Source organism: Rhizobium johnstonii 3841 (assembly GCF_000009265.1).
Taxonomy (GTDB): Bacteria; Pseudomonadota; Alphaproteobacteria; order Rhizobiales; family Rhizobiaceae; genus Rhizobium; species Rhizobium acaciae.
In genome coordinates this window covers 2,400,062-2,422,611 of record NC_008380.1, presented here as the reverse complement: position 1 = coordinate 2,422,611, position 22,550 = coordinate 2,400,062, and the positions used below count along the sequence as shown (strand labels likewise).

19 protein-coding genes are annotated in these 22,550 nt (G+C 62.5%); 7 read left to right on the top strand and 12 right to left on the bottom strand.

From position 1 onward, the window contains the following. Nucleotides 1-167: 167 nt before the first annotated feature. On the bottom strand, nucleotides 168-1,253 hold the full coding sequence (locus tag RL_RS11880) for an NAD(P)H-dependent flavin oxidoreductase (RefSeq protein WP_028742016.1): 1,086 nt from the start codon (nucleotides 1,251-1,253) through the stop codon (nucleotides 168-170). A gap of 280 nt (nucleotides 1,254-1,533) precedes the next feature. Between RL_RS11880 and RL_RS41000 the strand changes: the two genes are divergently transcribed. The 5 genes from RL_RS41000 (at nucleotide 1,534) to RL_RS11860 (ending at nucleotide 6,863) form a co-directional block, all read left to right on the top strand. Next, nucleotides 1,534-1,659 (top strand): hypothetical protein, encoded by a 126-nt coding sequence (locus tag RL_RS41000; RefSeq protein WP_280115871.1) that lies wholly within the window; start codon nucleotides 1,534-1,536, stop codon nucleotides 1,657-1,659. A 135-nt stretch (nucleotides 1,660-1,794) separates the two neighbouring features. After that, a complete protein-coding gene (locus tag RL_RS11875) occupies nucleotides 1,795-3,324 on the top strand; it encodes an aldehyde dehydrogenase (NADP(+)) (RefSeq protein WP_011651878.1) in 1,530 nt (509 codons plus the stop codon). 354 nt (nucleotides 3,325-3,678) lie between these two features. Beyond that, the gene (locus RL_RS11870; protein ID WP_011651877.1) at nucleotides 3,679-4,470 is read left to right on the top strand and encodes an SDR family NAD(P)-dependent oxidoreductase; all 792 of its coding nucleotides are present in this window, start codon (nucleotides 3,679-3,681) and stop codon (nucleotides 4,468-4,470) included. A 270-nt stretch (nucleotides 4,471-4,740) separates the two neighbouring features. Beyond that, the gene (locus RL_RS11865) at nucleotides 4,741-5,676 is read left to right on the top strand and encodes an MBL fold metallo-hydrolase (RefSeq protein WP_011651876.1); all 936 of its coding nucleotides are present in this window, start codon (nucleotides 4,741-4,743) and stop codon (nucleotides 5,674-5,676) included. A 224-nt stretch (nucleotides 5,677-5,900) separates the two neighbouring features. After that, nucleotides 5,901-6,863: an AEC family transporter gene (locus RL_RS11860; RefSeq protein WP_011651875.1), complete on the top strand. Its 963-nt coding sequence runs from the start codon at nucleotides 5,901-5,903 to the stop codon at nucleotides 6,861-6,863. On the opposite strand, the gene RL_RS11855 is transcribed toward RL_RS11860, so the two are convergent. The 5 genes from RL_RS11855 to cysG are packed head-to-tail and all read right to left on the bottom strand — an operon-like array spanning nucleotide 6,831 to nucleotide 12,036. After that, entirely contained in the window at nucleotides 6,831-8,042 is a 1,212-nt protein-coding gene (locus RL_RS11855; RefSeq protein ID WP_011651874.1) for a UbiH/UbiF family hydroxylase, read from the bottom strand. The two genes, RL_RS11860 and RL_RS11855, sit on opposite strands and share 33 nt — an antisense overlap. A gap of 38 nt (nucleotides 8,043-8,080) precedes the next feature. After that, nucleotides 8,081-8,593: a DUF934 domain-containing protein gene (locus RL_RS11850; protein WP_011651873.1), complete on the bottom strand. Its 513-nt coding sequence runs from the start codon at nucleotides 8,591-8,593 to the stop codon at nucleotides 8,081-8,083. A 10-nt stretch (nucleotides 8,594-8,603) separates the two neighbouring features. Then, nucleotides 8,604-10,274: a nitrite/sulfite reductase gene (locus tag RL_RS11845; RefSeq protein WP_011651872.1), complete on the bottom strand. Its 1,671-nt coding sequence runs from the start codon at nucleotides 10,272-10,274 to the stop codon at nucleotides 8,604-8,606. An 8-nt stretch (nucleotides 10,275-10,282) separates the two neighbouring features. Then, nucleotides 10,283-10,597, bottom strand: coding sequence for a DUF2849 domain-containing protein (locus tag RL_RS11840; RefSeq protein ID WP_011651871.1), 315 nt, complete (start codon nucleotides 10,595-10,597; stop codon nucleotides 10,283-10,285). A gap of 2 nt (nucleotides 10,598-10,599) precedes the next feature. Then, nucleotides 10,600-12,036: a siroheme synthase CysG gene (gene cysG, locus RL_RS11835; protein WP_041936569.1), complete on the bottom strand. Its 1,437-nt coding sequence runs from the start codon at nucleotides 12,034-12,036 to the stop codon at nucleotides 10,600-10,602. 268 nt (nucleotides 12,037-12,304) lie between these two features. On the opposite strand from cysG, the gene RL_RS11830 reads away from it, so the two are divergent. Continuing rightward, a complete protein-coding gene (locus RL_RS11830) occupies nucleotides 12,305-12,892 on the top strand; it encodes a deaminase (protein WP_011651869.1) in 588 nt (195 codons plus the stop codon). Nucleotides 12,893-12,942: 50 nt separating this feature from the next. After that, nucleotides 12,943-13,782 carry a nucleoside triphosphate pyrophosphohydrolase gene (mazG, locus tag RL_RS11825; RefSeq protein ID WP_011651868.1) on the top strand — a complete coding sequence of 280 codons (840 nt, stop codon included), beginning with the start codon at nucleotides 12,943-12,945 and terminating at the stop codon, nucleotides 13,780-13,782. Between the two features lie 225 nt (nucleotides 13,783-14,007). Here the strand turns inward: mazG and hflX are convergent, their stop codons facing one another. The 6 genes from hflX to RL_RS11795 all read right to left on the bottom strand — a co-directional run bounded on the left by hflX (nucleotide 14,008) and on the right by RL_RS11795 (nucleotide 21,540). Then, nucleotides 14,008-15,333: a GTPase HflX gene (hflX, locus tag RL_RS11820; protein ID WP_011651867.1), complete on the bottom strand. Its 1,326-nt coding sequence runs from the start codon at nucleotides 15,331-15,333 to the stop codon at nucleotides 14,008-14,010. A 77-nt stretch (nucleotides 15,334-15,410) separates the two neighbouring features. Beyond that, nucleotides 15,411-15,653: an RNA chaperone Hfq gene (gene hfq / locus RL_RS11815; protein ID WP_003539403.1), complete on the bottom strand. Its 243-nt coding sequence runs from the start codon at nucleotides 15,651-15,653 to the stop codon at nucleotides 15,411-15,413. A 112-nt stretch (nucleotides 15,654-15,765) separates the two neighbouring features. Next, entirely contained in the window at nucleotides 15,766-16,629 is an 864-nt protein-coding gene (locus RL_RS11810) for a D-amino-acid transaminase (protein WP_011651866.1), read from the bottom strand. Between the two features lie 65 nt (nucleotides 16,630-16,694). Further along, entirely contained in the window at nucleotides 16,695-18,059 is a 1,365-nt protein-coding gene (locus tag RL_RS11805; protein ID WP_011651865.1) for a sigma-54-dependent transcriptional regulator, read from the bottom strand. Further along, nucleotides 18,049-20,319 carry a sensor histidine kinase NtrY-like gene (locus RL_RS11800; RefSeq protein ID WP_011651864.1) on the bottom strand — a complete coding sequence of 757 codons (2,271 nt, stop codon included), beginning with the start codon at nucleotides 20,317-20,319 and terminating at the stop codon, nucleotides 18,049-18,051. Before RL_RS11800 ends, RL_RS11805 begins: the two co-directional genes overlap by 11 nt. A 231-nt stretch (nucleotides 20,320-20,550) precedes the next feature. Then, nucleotides 20,551-21,540 carry a potassium channel beta subunit family protein gene (locus RL_RS11795; protein ID WP_028742026.1) on the bottom strand — a complete coding sequence of 330 codons (990 nt, stop codon included), beginning with the start codon at nucleotides 21,538-21,540 and terminating at the stop codon, nucleotides 20,551-20,553. Between the last annotated feature and the right edge of the window lie 1,010 nt (nucleotides 21,541-22,550).

The following is a 22,550-nucleotide window of genomic DNA, read 5'->3' as shown; positions in this document are numbered from 1 at the left end:
ATCACTGCGTGTGATGTCCTACACATTGTTATACCAGGGTGCCGCGGCAGATCTCCGGAAGGAGACGCGGCGGCCTTCATCAAACTGGTCGTTGTGAACTGCCGGGTGAAGGTTTGCGTTGCGGCAGACTGTTCCCCGCGGGTAGGTAGAATTGACAAAAGTTCCCATCAGAAGGGCGTGCGCCGATCGAGAACGTCAAGCGCCGTTAAATAGAGCTCACGAGTCAGCGTTTCTGCGCCTGTCCTCAAGGCGAGTTTTGCGGCCTGTCCCGACCACAGATTCGTGAAATCGTCGCGCGAGTCCGCCTCCGCCTTCGCTCTGATAGGGGCAAGCGCGGCGGCCGCCGTTGGAAATGCAGGAACGCCCTCCGAGATTGGGCCAAGCTCGCGCACGAGCCGATTGACCACGCTCCTCGCCGGACGACCGGTAAAGACGTTCGCGATCGCAGTGCCGTCGTCTCTCGAGGCGGCCAGCGCCTCAGCGTGGACGTCGGGAATGCGTGCCTCCGGACAGAACAGGTATGCCGTTCCGATCTGGACGGCGGAGGCGCCCAGCATCAATGCGGCAGCCACTCCCCGTCCGTCGGCAATGCCGCCCGCCGCAATGACTGGAACACGAACTGCGTCGACGACCTGTGGTACGAGCGCCATCGTGCCAACCTGCGTCGCCATGTTATCTGTCAGAAAGTTGCCTCGGTGGCCTCCCGCCTCGAAACCCATCGCAATGACGGCATCGACTCCGTTTGCTTCCAACCATACTGCCTCGGCGACGGTGGTCGCGGAGGAAACGACTTTGGCGCCGGTGGCCTTCACCCGCTGTACGAGCTCCCTTGCCGGAAGCCCGAAATGAAAGCTCACCACCTCAGGCCTCAAATCCTCCACGACATCGCAGAAGGCGGGGTCGAAAGGCGCACGCACGCCTCCCGCGACTATCGTAGCCGGATCGAGATCGGCTTCGGCATAGTATGGTGCAAGCAGTGCTCTCCAGCGCGCCTGCGCTGACGGATCGTCTGCCGGCGAAAGGTGCGCGAAAAAGTTCACGTTGACGGGCGCCTTGGTCGCCGCGCGGATCTCCCCCAAGGCCTTGCGAAGCCCCTCGACGTTCAACAAGGCGCTCGGCAGCGAACCCAGCCCTCCGGCCTTGGCGGTGGCTACCACCATGTCTACGGTCGTCGCCCCCGCCATGGGCGCCTGTATGATGGGAAGCTCGATCCCGAACAGATCGAGGATGCGGCGATCCGGCCAGCGAGTCATGTGAACTCCAATCATTCGTGGTGCTGCTGGGGTGATACCTCCGGCCATTCCTCACGTCTATTGTACCTTGGTGTGCCCAAGGCGGCACCCCGATCCGAAGGTATCGGAGACACCTTCGTACAATATCGTGGCACGGTTTTCGGCGCGATTGTCCCGGCAGAGCGGAGGACGATGCAGACCGTCCGGCTGCTTCCGGCACGCAGCCGGTCAACGCATCAATCGAGGGAGCACGCGCCGCAAACGAACGAAGGCTACCCGCGTCGCCGAGCCGGAGGCAGGCATGAGCGTGCATAAAACCGGGGTTATCACCGGGGCTTCGCAGGGAATCGGAGCGGGACTGGTCTACGGCCGTCAGCATCCGGCGGTCGCAATGCGCGCGCCGACTTTGGCACGATTTGAAAAGTAATACTTTTAATGAGCGAAGGGTTGGCATACCTGCCGTCGATGCCTATGTGAGATAGACAGCCATACGCCGACGGTTTACGCAAAGCCTCCATTCAGCATGCGAGGGCCATGGCTTCTCATTTTGAAAGGATCCACGATGACACTCTCCGGCGACCTTATTATCGGCGGCGCGAACGTACGCGGCGCGGCCGCAGCATTCTCCGCAATCAATCCCGCCAACGGCAACCCGATGGAACCGAGCTTCGCGGGCGCGACGAAGGAGCAGGTGGAAGAGGCCACAAGTTTGGCGTGGGACGCCTTCCCGGTCTACAAGGAGACGTCGCTCGATGATCGGGCTCGGTTCCTGGAAGCAATCGCCGAAGGCATCGTCGCACTCGGCGATGATCTCGTCATGCGAGCGATTGACGAGACTGGTCTGCCACGCGGCCGCATCGAAGGAGAGCGCGCCAGGACAGTCGGCCAGCTTCGCCTGTTCGCCAAGGAGGTTCGCGACGGCAGGTTTCAGGAACTTCGCTTCGATCCGGCTGATACGGAGCGCAGGCCAGTTGCAAAGCCGGACCTTCGGCTGCGAAACGTTGCTCTCGGCCCTGTCGCGGTGTTCGGAGCATCGAATTTTCCCCTCGCTTTCTCTGTAGCTGGCGGTGACACCGCCTCCGCCCTCGCCGCCGGCTGCCCGGTTGTCGTCAAGGCGCACTCCGCTCATCCCGGCACGTCCGAGCTGGTCGGCCGAGCCGTCGCGGACGCGGTCGCAGCATGCGGCCTTCCGCGGGGGACGTTTGGGCTTTTGTTCGACGCAGGATTCGAGGTCGGTCAGACCCTGGTCGCCGACCACCGCATACGCGCCGTCGGCTTCACGGGCTCGCGCCGTGGCGGCACCGCGCTGATGAAGATCGCATCGGAGCGGAAGCAGCCGATACCTGTCTACGCCGAAATGAGCAGCATCAACCCTGTCATCCTCTATCCCAACGCACTTCGCAGCAGAGGGGCGGAGATCGGAAAATCGTTCGCATCCTCTCTGATCCTCGGCGCCGGTCAGTTCTGCACCAATCCTGGCCTGATCATCGCCGTCGAGGGTGCGGGCCTCGATGCCTTCATCGGGAGTGCCGCCGCAGCGCTTTCGGAATCACAGGCTCAAACCATGCTGACTGGTGGCATCTTTGACGCATACTGCAATGGCGTCGCAAGGCTGTCGTCATCGCCTTCCGTCTCGCAGGTGGCCGCGGGAAAAGACGGAACGCCCAATCAGGCCGCGGCGGCGCTCTTCGAGACGACCGCTGCTGCATTCCTCGCGAATCCGGAACTTCAGGAAGAGGTTTTCGGCGCGTCGGGACTGATCGTCCGCTGCCGTGACGATGAGGAGTTGCGAACGGTCGTGGGATCCCTGGAGGGTCAGTTGACCATCGCCCTGCACGTGGATGCCGGGGACATCGGGGCCGCCTCGCCGATGATCTCGCAGTTGGAGCTTCTGGCCGGCCGACTTCTGGTCAACGGCTTCGGAACGGGGGTCGAGGTATCCCCGGCCATGGTCCATGGCGGACCCTATCCAGCCACATCGGACGGGAGATCGACGTCCGTCGGCACGTTGGCCATCTATCGCTTCCTGCGCCCGGTCTCCTATCAGGACTTTCCGATAGATCTGCTTCCCGAGCCGCTCAAACTATTCTAAGCGCCTCGAGCCTCAAGCAACGGAACGTCGTGGAGGCGATCAACGCATCCACGACGCAGATCAGACTACCCCGCACTGGCGGCCATCGTAGCTTTTCCCGCCACCCGCGATGATCTGCGCGGTGCTGGCGTTCTCGTCGTGAAGCGTCAAGAAAGCCCGCCGTGGTGAAGACGGTGATCCGATCGTTGTCTTCCAGGCGGCCGCATCGGCGACTTCGACTAGACCTGGCGAGAGCTACTCCGGTTCTAGGCTCAGCGGCGCGCAGTCGAAGGGGAAGCATTATCCGCATCGTGGGCTGTTGCGAGACCGGTCTTCAGTTCATACGTTCTGTCATCCAACCCACAGGAGCAGAAGATGCAGATCGACCTCACAGGCAAGACCGCTCTAGTTACCGGATCCACCGAAGGCATTGGCTACGCAATCGTCCGCCAGTTCGCGAGGGCGGGTGCGGACGTGGTGGTCAACGGCCGGTCCGAGGAAAAGACCGCGAAGGCCGCCGACCGCCTGAAAGGCGAAGGCGCCAAGGGAAGCGTGACCGCGGTGGCAGCAGATCTCGCAACTGCTGGCGGATGTGACGCTCTTGTCGCCCAAGTTCCACATGTGGACATCCTCATCAACAATGCGGGCATCTTCCAGCCACTAGACTTCTTCGATGCGGACGACGAGGTATGGGACCGCCACTGGCAGGTGAACGTCATGTCCGCCGTCAGGCTTTCGCGCGCATATCTTCCGGGCATGCAGAAGCTCGATTGGGGCCGCGTTATCTTCATCGCGTCGGAATCCGGCTTTAACATTCCGGTCGAGATGATCCACTACGGTGTCAGCAAGACCGCAGACATCGCGGTTGCCCGCGGCCTTGCCAAACGCATGGTCGGCACGGGCGTCACCGTGAACTCCGTCCTTCCCGGCCCCACGCTGTCGGAAGGCGTCGAGGCGATGCTCGCCGAGGAACGTGCGAAGACGGGGAAACCGATCGAGGAGGTGGCGGCGGACTTCGTCAAGAAGCACCGCGCCGGTTCGATCATCCAACGCGCTGCGAGCGTCGAGGAAATTGCCAATCTCGTCACCTATCTGGCCTCCCCTTTGGCGTCCGCAACGACTGGAGCTTCAATGCGCGTGGACGGAGGCCTGATCGACACGCTCTGACGGACTTTACCGACCGGCCACTGCACCGTCTTCGGAATTTCTCATCGAGAAATGGCGGTAGCAGGCTTGCCGCGTTCGCCGATCTGATCGACGCCGCCCCCATCAGCACCACGCCGGCAGCAAAAAGCGAGGCCTGCACCTATGCCGTGGTATGGCTTGCCCTGTCCCTCGGCCCCACTCGTCCTTGTCCCTCGACCAATCGATCGCAAACACGCCTCCATGTAGCCTCGTCGATGCCGTGTTTAAGGCGGCGGTCAGAAGGAGACGAACATGAACCTTGAGACAAAGATGAGCCTGGAAAACACCGCACACACCGGCAGACCTCGGCTGGACGAATTGGTTCCGTCGCGCTACGCAGTGCGGATCGGCGAGATTGAGGTGCTGGTGGTCAGCGATGGAGTGCTACCGCTCCCTACCGCGATGCTGGGACACAACATCGATCCCGCCGTCCGAGCGACCTGGCTGAAAGACATGTTCCTGCCAGCGGATGCTTTCGACTGGGCGCTGAACGTGGTCGTGGTGCGCAGCGGCGACCAGACCATACTGCTCGACGCCGGGCTGGGGATCGACCCGGACTTGCACCTGCCGCGGGCCGGGCAGCTGATCAAGCGACTGGAGGCGGCCGGCATCGATCTTGCGTCGGTGACCGACGTGGTGCTGACCCATATGCACATGGACCATATTGGCGGGCTGCTCGTCGACGGGGTGAAGGACCAGCTGCGTCCGGACCTGCGGATCCACGTGGCCGCCGCCGAGGTCAAGTTCTGGGAGGCGCCCGATTTCTCCCGGGTCTCCATGCCGCCGGGGTTCCCGGACGCGCTTCGGGCGACCGCCAAGCGGTTCGCCGAAGAGTATCGCAGCCATTTCAGGCTGTTCGATGACGAGTACGAGGTGGCGCCGGGCGTGGTCGTCCATCGCACCGGCGGCCACACGCCCGGGCACAGCGTGATCCGCCTGGCGTCCGGCGGCGACAGGCTGATGTTTGCCGGCGACGCCGTGTTCGCGGTCGGGTTCGAACACCCCGACTGGTACAATGGCTTCGAACACGACCCCGAGGAGGCGGCGCGCGTTCGCCTCCGTCTTCTGCGGGAACTGGCGGATACCGGCGAGCAGCTGGTGGCCACTCACCTGCCGTTCCCGTCTGTCGGTCGGGTGGCGACCGACGGCGACGCCTTTCGCTGGGTAGCGGCCTTCTGGGACTACTGATCGCTTGCTGGATTGGGATCTTAGAGCGTGTACTCATCGCGTGAATGAGTCCACGCTCTACTGGTTTGTTTTTGAGCAATTCCGAACGCTAAACCACTACACAGTTTTGCTGGAATTGCTCTTGTTTCTGCGCAATTCCGGACGAAAAACCGCTACACACTTTTGCTGGAATTGCTTAAGTCAGATCCTGACCCGCCGATCATCCCCGCGCTCTGGAAGACCTCTTGGCCGATATCGTCAGCCTGCTATTGCCGTTCTTCGGCCTGATCCTGATCGGTTACATCGCCGCCAAGGCGACGAAGCAGCCAGCCGAAGCACTCGGCTGGCTGAACACCTTCATCATTTACGCCGCCCTGCCCGCTCTGTTCTTCAAGCTCGTCTCGCGCACGCCGATCGAAGAGCTGACGCGCGTCGACTTCATCGTCACCGATATTGCGGCGACCTATGCGGTCTTCATCCTGCTTTTCGTCATCGGCCGTCTCTTGCGCGGCAATTCGCTGGCCGATTGCACTATCCAGTCCTTTGCCGGCGCCTATGGCAATATCGGCTATATGGGGCCAGGCCTGGCACTCTTGGCGCTCGGCGAAGGCGCAGCCGTGCCGGTGGCGCTGATCATCTGCTTCGAAAACGCGCTGCATTTCATCATGGCGCCAGCGCTGATGGCGGCAGCCGGCGACGACAAGCGTTCAGCCCGCCGGCTCATCGCCGATATCGTGCGAAAGGTCGCGCTGCATCCCTTCATCCTGTCGATGACGCTTGGCTTTGCCGTGGCTGCCTTGCACATCGACCCGCCGCTGGCGTTTCAGCGCCTCGTCGACTATCTCGCCCAGGCGGCGGCTCCCTGTGCGCTCTTTGCCATGGGCGTGACGCTGGCGCTGCGGCCGCTGAAGCGGATCCCGGCTGAGATCTCCTATATCGTGCCGGCGAAGCTCATCCTGCATCCGATCGCGGTTTTCGTTGCGCTGACGGCGGTCGGCGGCTTCGAGCCGGTCTGGATCCAGGCCGCCGTGCTGCTCGCCTCACTGCCGACGGCGACCAACGTCTTCGTCATCGGCCAGCAATATGGTGTCTGGCAGGAGCGCGCCTCGGCGACGATCCTGATCACGACGGTGTTTTCGGTGGTCACTGTTTCGCTCTGGCTGATCGTGATCCGATCAGGCCTTCTTCCGCTTCAGCTTTTCCCGTAGCGCCTCCGGAATATCGCGGAAGCCGCGGCCGGGCTCGATGCCCTCGCGCATGACGATATTGCGCAGCGGCGGTATGGCCGAGAGGATATGCAGGCCGGCAGCGCGCAGCATCTGGACGGGCAGGAAATCCGAAAGCAGCGAGCGGTTAAGAAGATCGACACTGGCCGTGCGCGTCATGATGTCGGCGCGGCGCCTGCGGTCGAAGCTTTCGCCGGCATCGGCCGGCACCGGCAATTCCGCCCGGTCGCAGAGGATATCGGCAAGCGCCATGATATCGCGCAGGCTGAGGTTCAGCCCCTGCGCCCCGATCGGCGGGAAGACATGGGCGGCCTCACCGATCAGCGCGATGCGCCCCTTGCCGAAGCGATGCGCCATCATGCCGGAGAGCGGCCAGACCTGGACGCCCTCCTCGACGTCAACCTTGCCGAGCATGGATTGCATGCGCGCCTCGACGAGAGCGCCGAGCTCGGCAAGCGGCAATTCCATGCGGCTCGCCGCGTCGGCCGGATCCTGCACCCAGACCAGGCTGGAGCGGCTTCCCGGCAGCGGAACCTGGGTGAAGGGGCCATGTTTGGTGTGGAATTCGGTCGAGATGTTCTGGTGCGGCAGCGAATGGGCGAAATTCAGCACCATGGCCGCTTGCGGATAGGACCAGTTGCGCACGGCAATGCCTGATGTCTCGCGCAGCTTCGAGCCGCGGCCATCGGCGCCGACGGCAAAATCGGCCGACAGCGTCTCGCCGCCGGCCAGCGTGATCGAGACGGCCTCGGCCGATATTTCGATCGATTCGGCCATATCGGTGGAGCGGGTAATATTGCCCTCGCCGGCCGCGGCCTCTTCGAGAATGCCGGTCAGCGCCTTGTTGGGGAAATTGTAGCCGAAGGCATCGAGGCCGACCTCGGCCGCGCGAAAGGTGGTGGTCGGCGCGCGCAGCAGCCGATCGGTGCCGTCGACGATGCGCATGCTGGTGAGAGGGGCGGCTGCGGGGCGGAGTTTTTCCCAGAGCGCCAGGCGATCGAGGAAGCGGATCGACTGATCCATCAGCGCCGTGGTGCGCCGATCCTCTTTCGGAGCGAGGGGTGCCACCAGCGCCACGCTGCGGCCGCCGCGCGCCAGCGCGATTGCGGCAATCATGCCGGCCAGACCGCCACCGATTACCGCCACTTCGAATGTCTTCATGCTACCGTTCCGTCATCAAACGAGGACGAACCGGTCGCTCATGCGGCCGGCTTCGCCTGACGGCGCCAACTATAGCCCTTGCCCGCTTCGGCGTCACGCACCGCCGGCTGATAATGATGGGGAATGGCGGGAAGACGGTTTTCGGAAAGACGCTTCAGCGCAGTGGCGTTGGTGACCGAAAAGCTGTCGATGCCGACGCGCAGCATCAGCGGCACCTGATCGATCAGCACGTCACCAACGGCGCGCAGTTCGTTGGTGTAGCCGAGGCGCTGGCGCAGCAGCGAGGCATGGCTGAAGGCGCGGCCGTCGTTGAAAGCCGGAAAGGCGACCGCAACGATTTCGAGGCGATAGAGATAAGGCTCCAGCCGGCGCACGTCGTCGGCCGGCTTAATCAGCACGCCGAGGCCGACATCGTTGCTTTCGTCGGCCTTGGCGATCAGTTCGTCGAGACCGAGCAGCGGCTTTTGCTCCTCGGTCGCCTTCACCTCGTCGGTCTCGATCACCCAGGGATCGTTTTCGACAAAACCGGTTTCTCTCCAGATCTTCGTCATCATCCCCTCCTTATGCCGCTTCGGCGGCCGAGCCGTAGAGCGCAGTCTTGAACGGCTGCGGTCCGACGCGGCGATAGGCGGCGAGGAAGTTCTCGGAATGATCGAGGCGCAGGCCGAGATAGGTGTCGACAATCGTCTCGATCGCGTCCGTCACCCGGTCCGGCTCGAAGCCGCGGCCGATGATTTCGCCGATCGAGGTATGTTCGTCGCCGGAGCCGCCGAGCGTGATCTGGTAGAGTTCGGCGCCCTTCTTCTCCACACCGAGCAGGCCGATATGGCCGACATGGTGATGGCCGCAGGCATTGATGCAGCCGGAGATCTTGATCTTCAGCTCGCCGATCTCGGCCTGGCGCTCGGCATTGCCGAAGCGGCGGGAGATTTCCTGCGCCAACGGAATGGAGCGCGCATTGGCGAGCGCGCAGTAGTCCAGCCCGGGACAGGCAATAATATCGGTGATCAGGCCGGCATTGGCTTCGGCGAGATTGATGGCGACGAGGCCGCGATAGACGGCCTCGAGATCGGCGAGCGCCACATGCGGCAGGATCAGGTTCTGCTCATGGCTGACGCGAATTTCGTCGAAGGCATATTCCTCGGCAAGATCGGCAATCGCATCCATCTGCGCATCGGAAGCGTCGCCCGGAATGCCGCCGATCGGCTTCAGCGAGATCGTCACCATGCCGTAATCGGGGTTCTTGTGCGGCTGCACGTTTTGCTGGACCCAGCGGGAGAAACCGGAATCGGCCTTCTTCCAGCGGGCAAGGTTTTCCCAGCCTTCGGCGCGCTGGGGCAGATCAGGCGGCGCGAAATAGGCAGCAATCGACTGGACGTCCTTTTCCGGCAGCTTGAGCTCGGTATCCTTCAGCGCGGCGAATTCGGCTTCCACCTGGCGCGTCAGCTCCTCGGTGCCGGTTTCGTGCACGAGGATCTTGATGCGGGCCTTGTATTTGTTGTCGCGGCGGCCGTGCAGATTGTACACGCGCACGATTGCCGTGGTGTAGGAGAGCAGGTCTTCCTCGGGCAGGAAGTCGCGGATCAGCTTGGCGATCATCGGCGTACGGCCCTGGCCACCGCCGACATAGACGGCAAAGCCGATCTCGCCCTTGTCGTTCTTCTTCACGTGCAGGCCGATATCATGGACCTGGATTGCGGCGCGGTCGCGCTCGGCGCCGGTGACGGCGATCTTGAACTTGCGCGGCAGGAAGGAGAATTCCGGGTGGACCGACGACCACTGGCGCAGGATTTCAGCGTAAGGACGCGGATCGGCGATCTCATCGGCGGCGGCACCGGCGAAGTGATCGGCCGTGACGTTTCTGATGCAGTTGCCCGAGGTCTGCAGCGCATGCATCTCGACGCTGGCAAGGTCGGCCAGCGCATCGGGAATATCGCACAGTTTCGGCCAGTTGAACTGCAGGTTCTGGCGCGTGGTGAAGTGGCCATAGCCGCGGTCATAGGTGCGGGCGATATGGGCGAGCATGCGCAGCTGGCGCGAGCTCAGCGTGCCATAGGGAATGGCGATGCGCAGCATGTAGGCGTGGAGCTGCAGGTAGACGCCGTTCATCAGGCGCAGCGGCTTGAACGCGTCCTCGGCGAGCTCGCCGGAAAGGCGGCGCTCGACCTGATCGCGAAACTGCTCGACGCGCTCGGTAACAAAGGCATGGTCAAATTCGTCGTAACGGTACATCGTCTTCCTCAGACTGCAATGAATTCGGGATCGGCAGGAGCGTAGCCCGGGGCATATTCCATGGTCGGGCCTTGTGCACGGATGCGCTCGCGAAGGCGAAGCGGCCAGAGAATGCCGTTGGTTTCCTGAACGTCGACGACGGCGACGTCAACGACCTCGTTGTCGGCATAGGATTTCTTGCCGATCGCCTCCAGCGCAGCGACGGCCTCGGCATGACGGGCAACAAGCGCCTCCTGCAGCGAGGTGGACCACTTGCCGTTCGCATCCAGCCAGACGGCAATGCCGTCCGTCAGCCGGTTGGCGGTCAGAACCTTGTCACCCATATTCAGCTCCTTGCAAGTTCCTCGAGCCGGGCGTTTGCGCGCACCAAGGGCTCGGACAGTTCGAAATTAGCGCCGGCGACCGCATCGCCGATGATGACCATGACAGGCCCGGTCAACTCGTCGCGGCGCTGCAGATCGGGCAGATCGGCGAGCGTGCCATGCAGCAGGCGGCGATCGGCGCGGCTGGCATTTTCGATGACAGCGACGGTGGTCTCAGACGGAATGCCCGCCTGCATCAGCCGCTCGGCGACGGAGGCAGCAACCGTGCGGCCCATATAGACGGCGATCGTCGCGCCGGAAACGGCAAGGCTTGCCCAATCGGGCAGCACGTCGCCGGTTAGATCATGGCCTGTGGTGAAGACCAGCGAGGAGGCGACGCCGCGCAGTGTCAGCGGCAGCTCGAAATCGGCTGCGGCGGCGAAAGCCGAGGTGATACCAGGCACGACCTCATAGGTGACGTCGGCAGCGCGCAGTGCCGCCATTTCTTCCCCTGCCCGGCCATAGACCAGCGGATCGCCGGATTTCAGACGGACGACACGCTTGCCCTGGCGGCCGAGATCGACCAGCAGGTCGTTGATTTCTTCCTGCGACTTCGAGTGGCAGCCCTTGCGCTTGCCGACGGAAAGCCGCTCGGCATCGCGGCGGCCCATGTCAACGATCGCCTGCGGCACCAGCGCGTCATAGACGATGACATCGGCTTCCATCATCACGCGCTGGGCACGCAGCGTCAGCAGATCTTCGGCACCCGGACCGGCGCCGACCAGCCAGACGTGGCCGGCGACCTTGTCCATCGCGTGCAGCAGCCGGTCGGCGGCATGGCGGGCCTGCGGCAGGTTGCCGTTGGCGACCGCATCGGCCACGGCGCCGGAGAAGAAGCGGCGCCAGAAGACCCGGCGGGAGACGCCTCTGGGAATCAGTTGTTCGACGGCCTTGCGGTAGCTCGTCGCCAGACCGGCAAGACGGCCGAGCGAGGGCGAAAGAAGCTGGTCGATCTGCGCGCGGATCATCTGCGCCAGAACCGGCCCTGCCCCTTCGGTGCCGATCGCAACGGCGACGGGGGCGCGATTGACCAGCGCCGGCGTGAAGAAATCGCAGTAATCAGGCTGATCGACGGCATTGGCCGGAATTCTGGTAGCGCGGGCGGCATCGACGATGCTGCGGTCATCGGTTTCATTGCCGGTTGCGGCGAAGACGAGCGCTGAACCCTCGACCTGTTCGGCGGAGAAGGCAGCGCGCACGGTCTCGATCCGGTTGGCGATCAGGAAGGCGTGGTAATCGGCTTCCGGCCGGTCGGCATAGGCAATGATCCGCGCCTTTGTGTTCAGCAGCAGCCGCACCTTGGCGAAAGCTTCGTCGCCATTGCCGAAGACAGCCGTCTTCAAGCCTTCCACGCGAAAGAAGGCGGGAAATACCGAAAGCTGTTCAGTCCTGGGAGGCATCATCAATCCACTTCGAGGTTGCCGGAATATGCCCTTGATGGACAAGGGATTGAAGGAACAGAAATTCGAAAGCCCAAGCAAGCGGGTATTCTTTTGCTCGTGCAGTCAGTGATTTGAGAAAAGTCACCCGTGCTGCCAAAAAGCCGCATATTCCCAGCCCGCTTGCTGCAATGCAGTATAAGGACTGTGACAAAAGACGTCCACCGGTGCTTGACGCATTTCACTCGCGCCGCCAAGGCGATAGACTGAGGAAAACTGGAGGGCCTTCATGCCTGATAAGACCATTGCCTCCCGCCTGCTTTCGGTCCTGGAAGAGGATATCCTGCCGCTGACAGAGCGTGGTGTTTCGCTTGGCAACAAGGTGTTCGGTGCGGCGATCTTAAGGAAATCCGATCTTTCGCTTGTCGTCGCCGAGACCAATAACGAGCTGGAGAATCCGCTCTGGCACGGCGAGGTCCATACGCTGAAGCGCTTTTACGAGCTCGGCGACAAGCCGCCGACCAAGGATCTGATCTTCCTGTCGACGCACGAACCCTGCACCATGTGCATGTCGGCGATCACCTGGGCCGGCTTCGACAATTTCTACTATTTTTTCAGCCACGAGGATTCACGTGACGCCTTCGCCATTCCGCACGACCTGAAGATCCTGAAGGAGGTCTTCGGGCTTGAACCCGGCGGCTACCGCAGGCAAAACGCCTTCTGGAACAGTTTTGCCATCGCCGATCTGGTCGAGACCGAAGAGGCTCTGCTGAAGACCGCGCTGAAGACACAGACTGCCCGCATCAAGGCGCGCTACGACGCGCTGTCGACCAGCTATCAGTCGTCGAAGAGCGCCAACGACATCCCCCTGAACTGAGGGCCCCTGAACTGAGCCCACCGACCTTAAGCCTGCTGAACCGAGGCAACATGCAACCTTCCAAAGACATTTCGCGGCTGATCGAGATCATGGCGGCGCTGCGCCATCCCGAAACCGGCTGCCCCTGGGACATCGTGCAGAATTTCGAGACGATCAAGCCCTATACGATCGAGGAGGCCTATGAGGTCTCCGACGCGATCGAGCGCGGCGATATGGACGACCTCTGCGATGAGTTGGGCGACCTGCTGCTGCAGGTGGTCTTTCATGCCCGCATGGCCGAGGAGGCCGGGGAATTTTCCTTCGGCGACGTGGTCAACGCCATCACCGCCAAGATGATCCGCCGCCACCCGCACGTCTTTGCCCGCTCGGCGGCGGATACGCCGGACGCGGTGAAGATACAATGGGACGAGATCAAGCAGGCGGAGAAACGCGAGCGCGCCGAGCGGCGGTCACGGCGTGGCCTGACCGAGGACTTCAACAGCGGCTTCCTCGGCTCCGTACAGCGCAGCTTCCCGGCTTTGACGGAAGCGCTGAAGCTGCAGGAACGCGCCGCCAAAGTCGGCTTCGACTGGTCAGCGCCGGAGCCTATCCTCGACAAGATCGAGGAGGAGATCGGCGAATTGCGGGCAGCCCTTCGCGAAGGCGATCAGGCAAAGGTCAGCGACGAGCTCGGCGACCTGATCTTCGCGGTCGTCAATATCGGACGACATGTGAAGGCCGATCCGGAGCAGGCAGTGCGCGGAACGAATACGAAATTCCGGCGCCGGTTCAGCCATATAGAACGGGTTCTTGAAGCAGAAGGCGAGACGCTGGAGGCAGCCAGTCTCGAACGCATGGAGGAAATCTGGCAGGCGGCGAAAGCGATTGAAAGGGCGATCGTGGCGGAGTGAGTTATCGCCGGCGATTTCTGTTGATCGCCGAAGCCAGCCCCTCATCCGGCTGCCGCCACCTTCTCCCCGCCTGCGGGGAGAAGGGGATATGCCGCAGCCTCTCCGTTCCCCAACAACCTTTCGCAGGGCACGTCCCCTCGCCCCGTTTTTACGGGGAGAGGGTTAGGGTGAGGGGCAGCCATTAGCGCGAACCCGACAGCAGTGGCACTGCGCCAGGCGCGCGCCTTACCGCTCCCAATCTTCCTTTGAAGACTTCGGCCCGTTGCCGATGCGGCGCTCGAGTTCGGTCGCTTCGGTTTCGGACAGGCGCAGATCGAGCGTGATCGTGCCGTCCTCATTATCCTCGCGGCCATCGACGATCGCATGGTCGTAAAGCCAGGGCAGCAGCGCCAGCTTGTCGACCGGAAGGCGGATTGTCGCCACGGTCATCACGCCGGACAGTCTGCGGCTGATCTCTTCCATCAGCGTGTCGACGCCCTCGCCGCTGACGGCCGAAACCGCCACCACATTGCTGGCGCCGGCCGATTTCTGCACCATGGCATCGTGCACCTCCGGCTCCAGCCGGTCGATCTTGTTCCAGACCTCGATCAGACGCTTTTCGGCTTCGGCTTCGTCGATGCCGAGGTCGTTCAGGATACGCATCACGTCGGAGCTCTGCGCCTGGTTGTCGGCATCGGACATGTCGCGGACATGCAGGATGAGATCGGCTTCCAGCACCTCTTCCAGCGTCGCCCGGAAGGCGGCGACGAGATGGGTCGGCAGGTCGGAGATAAAGCCGACGGTGTCCGACAGGATGACGGTGCGGCCGTGCGGCAGCTTCATGCGCCGAAGCGTCGGGTCGAGCGTGGCAAAGAGCATGTCTTCGGCCAGCACGCCGGCGCCGGTGATGCGGTTGAACAACGTCGACTTGCCGGCATTGGTGTAGCCGACCAGCGCCACGATCGGATGCGGCACCTTGCGGCGCTTGGCGCGGTGGAGCTGGCGGGTGCGCACGACCTGCTCCAGCTCGCGTTCGAGCTTGATGATGCGATCCTGCAGCATCCGCCGGTCGGCTTCGATCTGGGTTTCGCCGGGGCCGCCCATGAAGCCGCCGCCGCCGCGCTGGCGTTCAAGGTGGGTCCAGCTCCGAACCAGGCGGCCCTTCTGATAATTCAGATGGGCGAGATCGACCTGCAGCGTGCCTTCCTTGGTGGAGGCGCGGCGGCCGAAGATTTCGAGGATGAGGCCCGTCCGGTCGATGACCTTGGCGTTCCATTCCTTTTCGAGGTTGCGCTGCTGCACCGGCGTCAGCGGGTGATCGACGATGACGAGACCGGAATCGCGCTCGTCGAGCAGCGCCTTGATCTCCTCGATCTTGCCGGTGCCGAGCAGTGTGGCCGGTCTCGGATCGTTGACCGGGACGATAGAGCCGTTGACGACATCGAGATCGATCGCCTGGGCAAGGCCAGTCGCCTCTTCGAGCCGGCTTTCCGGCGTGCGGGTCGAGGCCGATTCGCTCTGGCCGCCGCGACTGCGCGATTTCAGAACCGGCACGACGACAGTCGCGCGCATGTCGTCCCTGTGCTTGGCGGCCTCAGGGATGATCGAATCGTTCTTGGTATCGCGTGTCGAAATGACGGCTGATCCTGTTAGGACGCTGCTTCTTCGCTCTCGAACATCTGCATGGGCTGGCCCGGCATGATCGTCGAGATCGCATGCTTATACACGAGCTGCGAATGGCCGTCACGGCGAAGAAGAACACAGAAATTGTCAAAAGACGTAACAACGCCCGTGAGTTTCACGCCGTTGATCAGAAAGATTGTCAGGGAAATCTTTTGCTTGCGAACAGTATTGAGAAATAAGTCCTGAAGATTCTGAGAACGTTCCGCCATCGCGCCGCTTCTTTCTTTATTGCCGACCTGATCTGGCCGGTAGAATATCAATCAACCTCACCATGCGAAGACCGGTGGCATCCTCATTCCACCTGCCCAGCAAATCTTGGTATCAAATCGCAATCTTTTCCGCAACGTCGAAAAAGGCCTCGCGGACTTTCTGCGAAACGCTGCCCGGATGACCGTTGGCAATGGGCTGGCCATCGACGGAAACGACCGGAAAACAAATGCTTGTGGCTGCAGTGAGGAAGACCTCGCGGGCTGCGAGCATCTCCGAAACGGAGAAATTCCGCTCCGCGATCGTCAACCCCAGCTTGGCTCCGACATCCATCAGAGTGGTGCGGGTAATGCCGCGCAGAATGCCGTGTTCGGCCGGTCGCGTCACTAGCGTTCCGTCCGGATCGACGATCCAGACATTGGTCGCCGCCCCTTCCTTCACCATGCCGTCGCCGTCGACATAGATCGCTTCCTGGGCGCCGGCCTCCTTGGCCTGCTGGCGGGCCATGGCATTCGGCAGCAGGCCGACGGACTTGATGTCGACGCGGTCCCAGCGATTGTCGACAAGGGTGATCGCCCGGATGCCGTTGGCGTTCTTGGCGGCGATGATCCTGGCATCGGTGCTCTTGGCGGTGATGACCAGCGAGGGCGGCGTTCCCTCGGCCGGAAAGACATGGTCGCGGCGGGCGACGCCGCGCGTCACCTGCATGTAGAAAAGCCCATTGCGGACATGGTTGCGGCGCAGCGTCTCGCGAATGACCTGGGTCAGCGCCGCCCGGCCCATCGGCCAGGCGATGCGCAACTCACCAAGCGAACGGTCGAGACGGTTCAGATGGCGCGTGAGGTCGACGATATAGCCATGGCGCACTTCGCAGACCTCATAGACGCCATCGGCAAACTGGTAGCCGCGATCCTCGATATGCACGCTGGCATCGGAATGCTTGACGTAACGGCCATTTACATAGGCAATTCTCGGCATGGGAAACCTGGCTTTTCCGGGAAGCAATATGGGACGCGGCGCAGCGTCGGCCGCGCCGGTTACACTCAGACGCCGAGCGACTTCAGCTTGCGGTGGAGCGCCGAACGCTCCATGCCGACGAATTCCGCGGTGCGCGAGATATTGCCGCCGAAGCGGTTGATCTGGGCGATCAGATAATCCTTCTCGAACATCTCGCGGGCTTCGCGCAGCGGCAGCGTCATGATGTGATAGTCGTTCTTGGCGGACACCTTCGGCAGCATGTCGCCGAGATCGGTCGGCAGCATGTCGGCGGTGATCGGCGCATCCGGGCCGTCGGTGCGGGCAAGGATCATCAGCCGCTCGATATTGTTGCGCAACTGGCGGATGTTGCCGGGCCAATCATGCGCCTGCAGCACCGCCATGGCGTCGTCGCCGATGCGGCGCGGACGGATGCCGGCCTGCTCGGAAATCTGGCGCATCAACTGGTCGACGAGGAAGGGAATGTCCTCGCGCCGTTCGGCAAGTGCGGGCACACGCACCGGCACGACGGCAAGGCGATGGTAGAGATCCTCGCGGAACCAGCCCTCGGCGATGCGGCTCTCGAGATTGTATGCGGTCGAGGAGATGATGCGGACATCGACCTTGACGCGCTTGGAGCCGCCGACCCGCTCGAACTGCTGATCGACAAGCACGCGGAGGATCTTGTTCTGCGTCTCGCGCGGCATCTCGCCGACTTCGTCGAGATAGAGGATGCCGCGATGGGCTTCCTCGAGCGCGCCGATCTTGCGTGCCTGGCCTGGCGTGCCCTCGGTGCCGAACAGCGCCACTTCCATGCGCTCGGGCGTGATGTTGGCGGCGTTGATCGCAACGAAGGGGCCGTTGGCGCGGGCCGACTTCTTGTGGATCATCCGCGCCACCAGCTCCTTGCCGGAGCCCGACGCGCCGAGGATCATGATGCGGCTGTTGGTCGGTGCAACCTTCTCGATCGTCTGGCGCAGCTGCGAAACGGCAACCGATGTGCCGATCAGCTCCAGCGCGTCGCCGGTGCGGCGCTTCAGATCCGAGACCTCGCGCTTCAGCTTGGAATTCTCCAGCGCGCGTTCGGCGATCAGGATCAGCCGGTCGGCCTTGAAGGGCTTTTCGATGAAATCGAAGGCGCCGCGCTTGATCGCCGAGACCGCGGTCTCGATGTTGCCGTGGCCGGAGATCATCACGACGGGCAGTTCCGGATGGCGGGTCTTGATCTCGTCGAGCAGCGACAGGCCATCGAGCTTGCTGCCCTGCATCCAGATATCGAGGAAGATCAGCCGCGGCACGCGATCGGAAATCGCCGCCAGCGCACTGTCGCTGTCATGGGCCGTGCGCGTCTCGTGCCCTTCGTCCGAGAGAATGCCGGAAACGATCTCGCGAATATCGTGCTCATCGTCGACGACGAGAATATCAGAGGCCATAAACGCTTTCCTTGTCATTGGCTGCGGGGGCGGCAGGCGTCGGATCCAGGCGTGGCAGATGCACGCGGATCATGGCCCCTCGTCCCCGGTCAAAATCGGCGGGCGCATCATGCAGCTCGAGCTGCCCGCCATGTTCCTCGATGATCTTCTTGACGATGGCGAGGCCAAGGCCGGTGCCCTTCTCGCGCATCGTCATATAAGGTTCCAGAATGCTGTGGCGGTTCTCCACCGGCAGGCCGCGGCCATTGTCGATCACGTCGACGGTGAAGCGGTCGCGGCCGGTATCGAGGGCGGCGCGGACGAGAATCTTGCGTTCGTCCCGCTCGTCGCTCGGAACGGCCTCGATCGATTCGACGGCATTCTTGATGAGATTTCCGAAGGCCTGGCCGAGCATGCGGCTGTCGAACAGGCCCTCCAGCGGCTGGTCGCCAAAATCCTGTTCGAAGGTGACGTGATGGTTGCCCATCTCACGCAGGAAGATCGCGTCGCGCAGGATAGTGCGCAGATCGCTCGGCTCCTTGGTCGGCTTCGGCATGCGGGCAAAGGCGGAGAATTCGTCGACCATGCGGCCGATATCGCCGACCTGGCGGATGATCGTATCCGTGCACTGGTCGAAGACGGTCCGATCACCGGGGTCGATCTGCTTGCCGTAGCGGCGCTGGATGCGCTCGGCGGAAAGCTGGATCGGCGTCAGCGGGTTCTTGATCTCGTGGGCGATGCGCCTTGCCACGTCGCCCCAGGCGGTGGAGCGCTGGGCGATGACGAGATCGGTGATGTCGTCGAGTGTGATCACGTAGGATTCGCTCATGTCGCGCACTTCCTCGCGGGTGACCTGCACGCTCAGCGTCCTCACGGTGCCGCCGCGCACCAGCGCGATCTGCTTGCGGAAATCGCCGCGATAACGCACTGCCGCCTCGGTCAGTACGTGATCGACCTCCGGCGCGATGTCGACCAGCTGCTTTCCGAGCATCTCGTCTGCCGACAGCGACATCAGCGTCTCGGCCGAGCTGTTGACGATGGCGATGCGGCGGTCCTGCTCGACGCCGATGACGGCGGCGGTGACGCCCGAGAGAACCGCCTCGATGAAGCGGCGGCGGTCGTCGACCTCGTCCTTGGCCTCGAGGATCTCATCGCGCTGCGTGCGGATTTCCGAGATCATCTTGTTGAAGGTGCGCGAGAGATTGGCGACGTCGCCGTCTACAGCATGCACCGGCACGACGATATCCATATTGCCCGAGGCAACACTGTCGGCCGCGGTGATCAGCAGGCGGATCGGCCGGACGATGCGGTCGGCGACGGCGATCGCGGTCCAGATCGCCGCCAACAACACGATCAGCGCGAAACCGATGTAAAGCACGGCGAAGGCGACCTGCAGCGAGAAGCGGTTCGCCTCCATCGAGCTGTATTCGGTGGCATTTTCCTCCATCATGCGCATGGCGCCCATGACCTTGGGATCGACGGCGCGTACCGTATAGAGAAAGGTGCTCTGGATGGCATCGAGCTTGATGATGGCACCGACGAGATTGGTGACGCCGGGCGGAATCAGCGTCGGCTGGCCGGCGGCGGCCTTTTCCAGCGCGTCCTGCGGAATGGCCGGTAACGGCTTTTCGGTGGCGATGTCGGCCTGGACGACCACCGAGCCGTCGCGCTCGACTAGGAAGGCGCCGAGCAGGCCGCGGCCCCTCGCCTGGCGGGTCATCAGGTCGGCAAAACCCGTCCTGTCGAGGCTGTAGAGCGCGCGGTTGCGCTCCAGGTCGTTGGCCATGGAGACCGTCTGCCCCTGCAGATAGCTGGCGTTCTCCATCATGTAGGCCTGGCCGATATTGCGCGACGAACTGACGATCGACTGGGTGCGCAGGGCAAACCAGCGGTCAAGACCGGCATTCAGCGTGATACTGGCGAAGATGGCGACGAGGATCGCCGGCGTGATCGCGACGATCGAAAATAGCACGACGATGCGGATATGCAGGCGGGCTGCCGCACGGCCGCGGGTGCGCGCCTTGAGCAGTCTTGCCACCTCGCGGCCGATCAAGGCGAGCAGCGTCAGGACAAAGAAGGAATTGACGATCACCGAGGTGATGACGACATGCGATGTCGGCGCGATCGGCGTCAGGCCGAGCAGCACGAACAACGTCGCCGTGGCGCAGAGAAGCGCCCCGCCGGCGAGCACGAGGCCGGGCACGGCAAAAAGGGCGCGGCGGTCGGTCACTGTCGTCACCGTCTCGCCCGCCGCCGCCGGCGATACCCCATCCTGCGTCATTCGGCCTCTCTTCAGACGGCACCTGCCGCCCTCGCCACCCGATCGAAAACCAAGCAACGCCGGCTTAAAAAGCCAGCGCTGCAACGACTCGATCGGGAGCGAATGTCCAAAACCCTTGCGTGACCTTTAAGCAACGCATTGTGGCGAAAATGCAACGCGTGTCGTCACATTGTCAAGCCGCGCTTCCCTCGACGAGCCTTAATCTGACCTGTCGAGGGAGGTTTGTTTTCTTCAGAAGCGACGTGGTCCTTCGGGTTTGTTTCCGACGATTGTGTCGATCCGGTCCAGCACGTCAGACGTCATCTTCTCTCGGTGTGAGAGGGCTGCGAGATTGTCCTGCAGCTGGCTGGCGCGCGAGGCTCCAAGAATGACCGTCGAGACGTTCCGGTTGGCGAGGCACCACAAAAGGGCGAGATGCGTGATCGACATGCCGATCTCGTCCGCGAGCTTTGCGAGCTCGCCAACATGTTTGAGCTGGGCAAGGCCGGCCTCACTGGACCACTTTTCCTTCAGCCATTCGTAGCCCGGCAGGTTCATACGGCTGTCGGCGGGCACACCATTATTGTATTTACCGGTCAGGACGCCCGAGGCGAGCGGCGACCAGATCGTGGTGCCAAGGCCGATCAGGTCATAGAGCGGCAGATAGTCAGACTCGACCTTCTGGCGTTCGAAGATGTTGTACTGCGGCTGTTCCATGGTCGGCGGCGTGATGCGCAAATCCCGGGCGACGGCATAGGCTTCCGTCAATTGCTGCGCGGACCATTCCGACGTGCCCCAATAGAGCACCTTGCCCTGGGCGACGAGATCGTGCATCGCCCGGACCGTTTCCTCGATCGGTGTGTCGATATCCGGGCGGTGGCAGAAATAAAGGTCGAGGTAGTCGACCTGAAGCCGCTTGAGCGCTGCGTGGCAGGCATCGGTCACATGCTTGCGCGACAGGCCGCGCTGCGTCGGCTTCTGGCCTCCCCAGAAGACCTTGCTGGAGACGACGAAGCTGTCGCGGCTCCAGCCAAGCTTGCTGAGCGCCTCGCCCATCACGATCTCGGACTTGCCGCTCTCGTATCCTTCGGCATTGTCGAAGAAGTTCACCCCGTTGTCGTAGGCAAGCTTCATGAGGTCAACGGCGTCGCCTCCATCGACCTGCTTGCCGAATGTGACCCAGGAACCGAAGGAGAACTCGCTCACTTTCAGGCCCGACTTTCCCAAACGTCGATATTCCATCATCAAACTCCCGTTATGAACATGTGCCGGCCTGTCACCGGCGTGGGCGTCGCCCGATTGATCGACGACCGATTCGCGTAAACTATGGCATGCGCAACGATATGCGAGGCTCAGCCCGCCAAGTTGACCAAAACACGATGTCGCAGTTTCCGTCACCCAGACGGTAAAGAAAAGGGCGCTCCACGACATCAGTCGGAGCGCCCCGTGGCGTGCGATCGACGACGTTTGCGGCGGAGGTCGACAGCAGCAACGGCAGAATGATGAGATTCGGAACGGATAGGCAACATGCGATTGGAGCCTGCGACGTTATCGCGCGCTGATTGATCCCGTCATCCACCGGATATCCACAGCCTATCCACAGGCACCGCGACAATGATCGCAGCAACTTCAATGACATTCGCCTGTCGGCAAAACACTCCTCACAAATGCTTATGTGACTGTCGAATGACACCGCATCTTTGTTTGTCTGCTTGGATACAAACCGTGGCCTGGCTCAGATAGGCTCACCTCTCCTCCCGACCGTGGCGGCGGACGCCGGGAGGGGTGGGCGGTGGGCAAACATGAGGGCCCGCCGCCTTCTTTCAATCGCGCCCGCAAAATTCGGGGTTGGCAGTGGCGCGCGGCTCCACAATACAGATTACAGCATGCCATGGCCAAGCGCCCGTTGGTGACGGAGCGTCCCGGTGGGATGATCGCTCAAGATCGACCTGAAAGCTCACGCGACCGTGCTTGCCGTCGCGCATGCGGCGACGAACCACCACCCTGATCCGTCCCAGATCCGCGGCCAGATCATTTTGAATCGGCCACTTTCCCTGTCCCTGACACCGGGTATTTGCTCCATCGAAAGATCCAGGGCACGACGACCCATTGCTGACTTCGAGCACAAATTTCACGACAAGCAGATGTAAGCTGATATCGGCTTCAAACGCGGAACTCCAACGGAAACAGTTGCGCTGCTGCGATTGCTGAAAACCGTTTAGCCGAGACGATGAGCGGCCTTCGAGGCAGAT

Coding starts and splice junctions, on each gene's coding strand:
- RL_RS11870 (WP_011651877.1), top strand. CDS start 3,679: ATGCAGATCGACCTCACAGGCAAGACCGCTCTAGTTACCGGATCCACC.
- RL_RS11830 (WP_011651869.1), top strand. CDS start 12,305: ATGCCTGATAAGACCATTGCCTCCCGCCTGCTTTCGGTCCTGGAAGAG.
- hflX (WP_011651867.1), bottom strand. CDS start 15,333: ATGCGCGCGACTGTCGTCGTGCCGGTTCTGAAATCGCGCAGTCGCGGC.
- hfq (WP_003539403.1), bottom strand. CDS start 15,653: ATGGCGGAACGTTCTCAGAATCTTCAGGACTTATTTCTCAATACTGTT.
- RL_RS11805 (WP_011651865.1), bottom strand. CDS start 18,059: ATGGCCTCTGATATTCTCGTCGTCGACGATGAGCACGATATTCGCGAG.
- RL_RS11855 (WP_011651874.1), bottom strand. CDS start 8,042: ATGAAGACATTCGAAGTGGCGGTAATCGGTGGCGGTCTGGCCGGCATG.
- RL_RS11810 (WP_011651866.1), bottom strand. CDS start 16,629: ATGCCGAGAATTGCCTATGTAAATGGCCGTTACGTCAAGCATTCCGAT.
- RL_RS11875 (WP_011651878.1), top strand. CDS start 1,795: ATGACACTCTCCGGCGACCTTATTATCGGCGGCGCGAACGTACGCGGC.
- RL_RS11840 (WP_011651871.1), bottom strand. CDS start 10,597: ATGGGTGACAAGGTTCTGACCGCCAACCGGCTGACGGACGGCATTGCC.
- RL_RS11845 (WP_011651872.1), bottom strand. CDS start 10,274: ATGTACCGTTACGACGAATTTGACCATGCCTTTGTTACCGAGCGCGTC.
- RL_RS41000 (WP_280115871.1), top strand. CDS start 1,534: ATGAGCGTGCATAAAACCGGGGTTATCACCGGGGCTTCGCAGGGAATC.
- mazG (WP_011651868.1), top strand. CDS start 12,943: ATGCAACCTTCCAAAGACATTTCGCGGCTGATCGAGATCATGGCGGCG.
- RL_RS11850 (WP_011651873.1), bottom strand. CDS start 8,593: ATGACGAAGATCTGGAGAGAAACCGGTTTTGTCGAAAACGATCCCTGG.
- RL_RS11800 (WP_011651864.1), bottom strand. CDS start 20,319: ATGACGCAGGATGGGGTATCGCCGGCGGCGGCGGGCGAGACGGTGACG.
- RL_RS11865 (WP_011651876.1), top strand. CDS start 4,741: ATGAACCTTGAGACAAAGATGAGCCTGGAAAACACCGCACACACCGGC.
- RL_RS11795 (WP_028742026.1), bottom strand. CDS start 21,540: ATGGAATATCGACGTTTGGGAAAGTCGGGCCTGAAAGTGAGCGAGTTC.
- RL_RS11880 (WP_028742016.1), bottom strand. CDS start 1,253: ATGACTCGCTGGCCGGATCGCCGCATCCTCGATCTGTTCGGGATCGAG.
- cysG (WP_041936569.1), bottom strand. CDS start 12,036: ATGCCTCCCAGGACTGAACAGCTTTCGGTATTTCCCGCCTTCTTTCGC.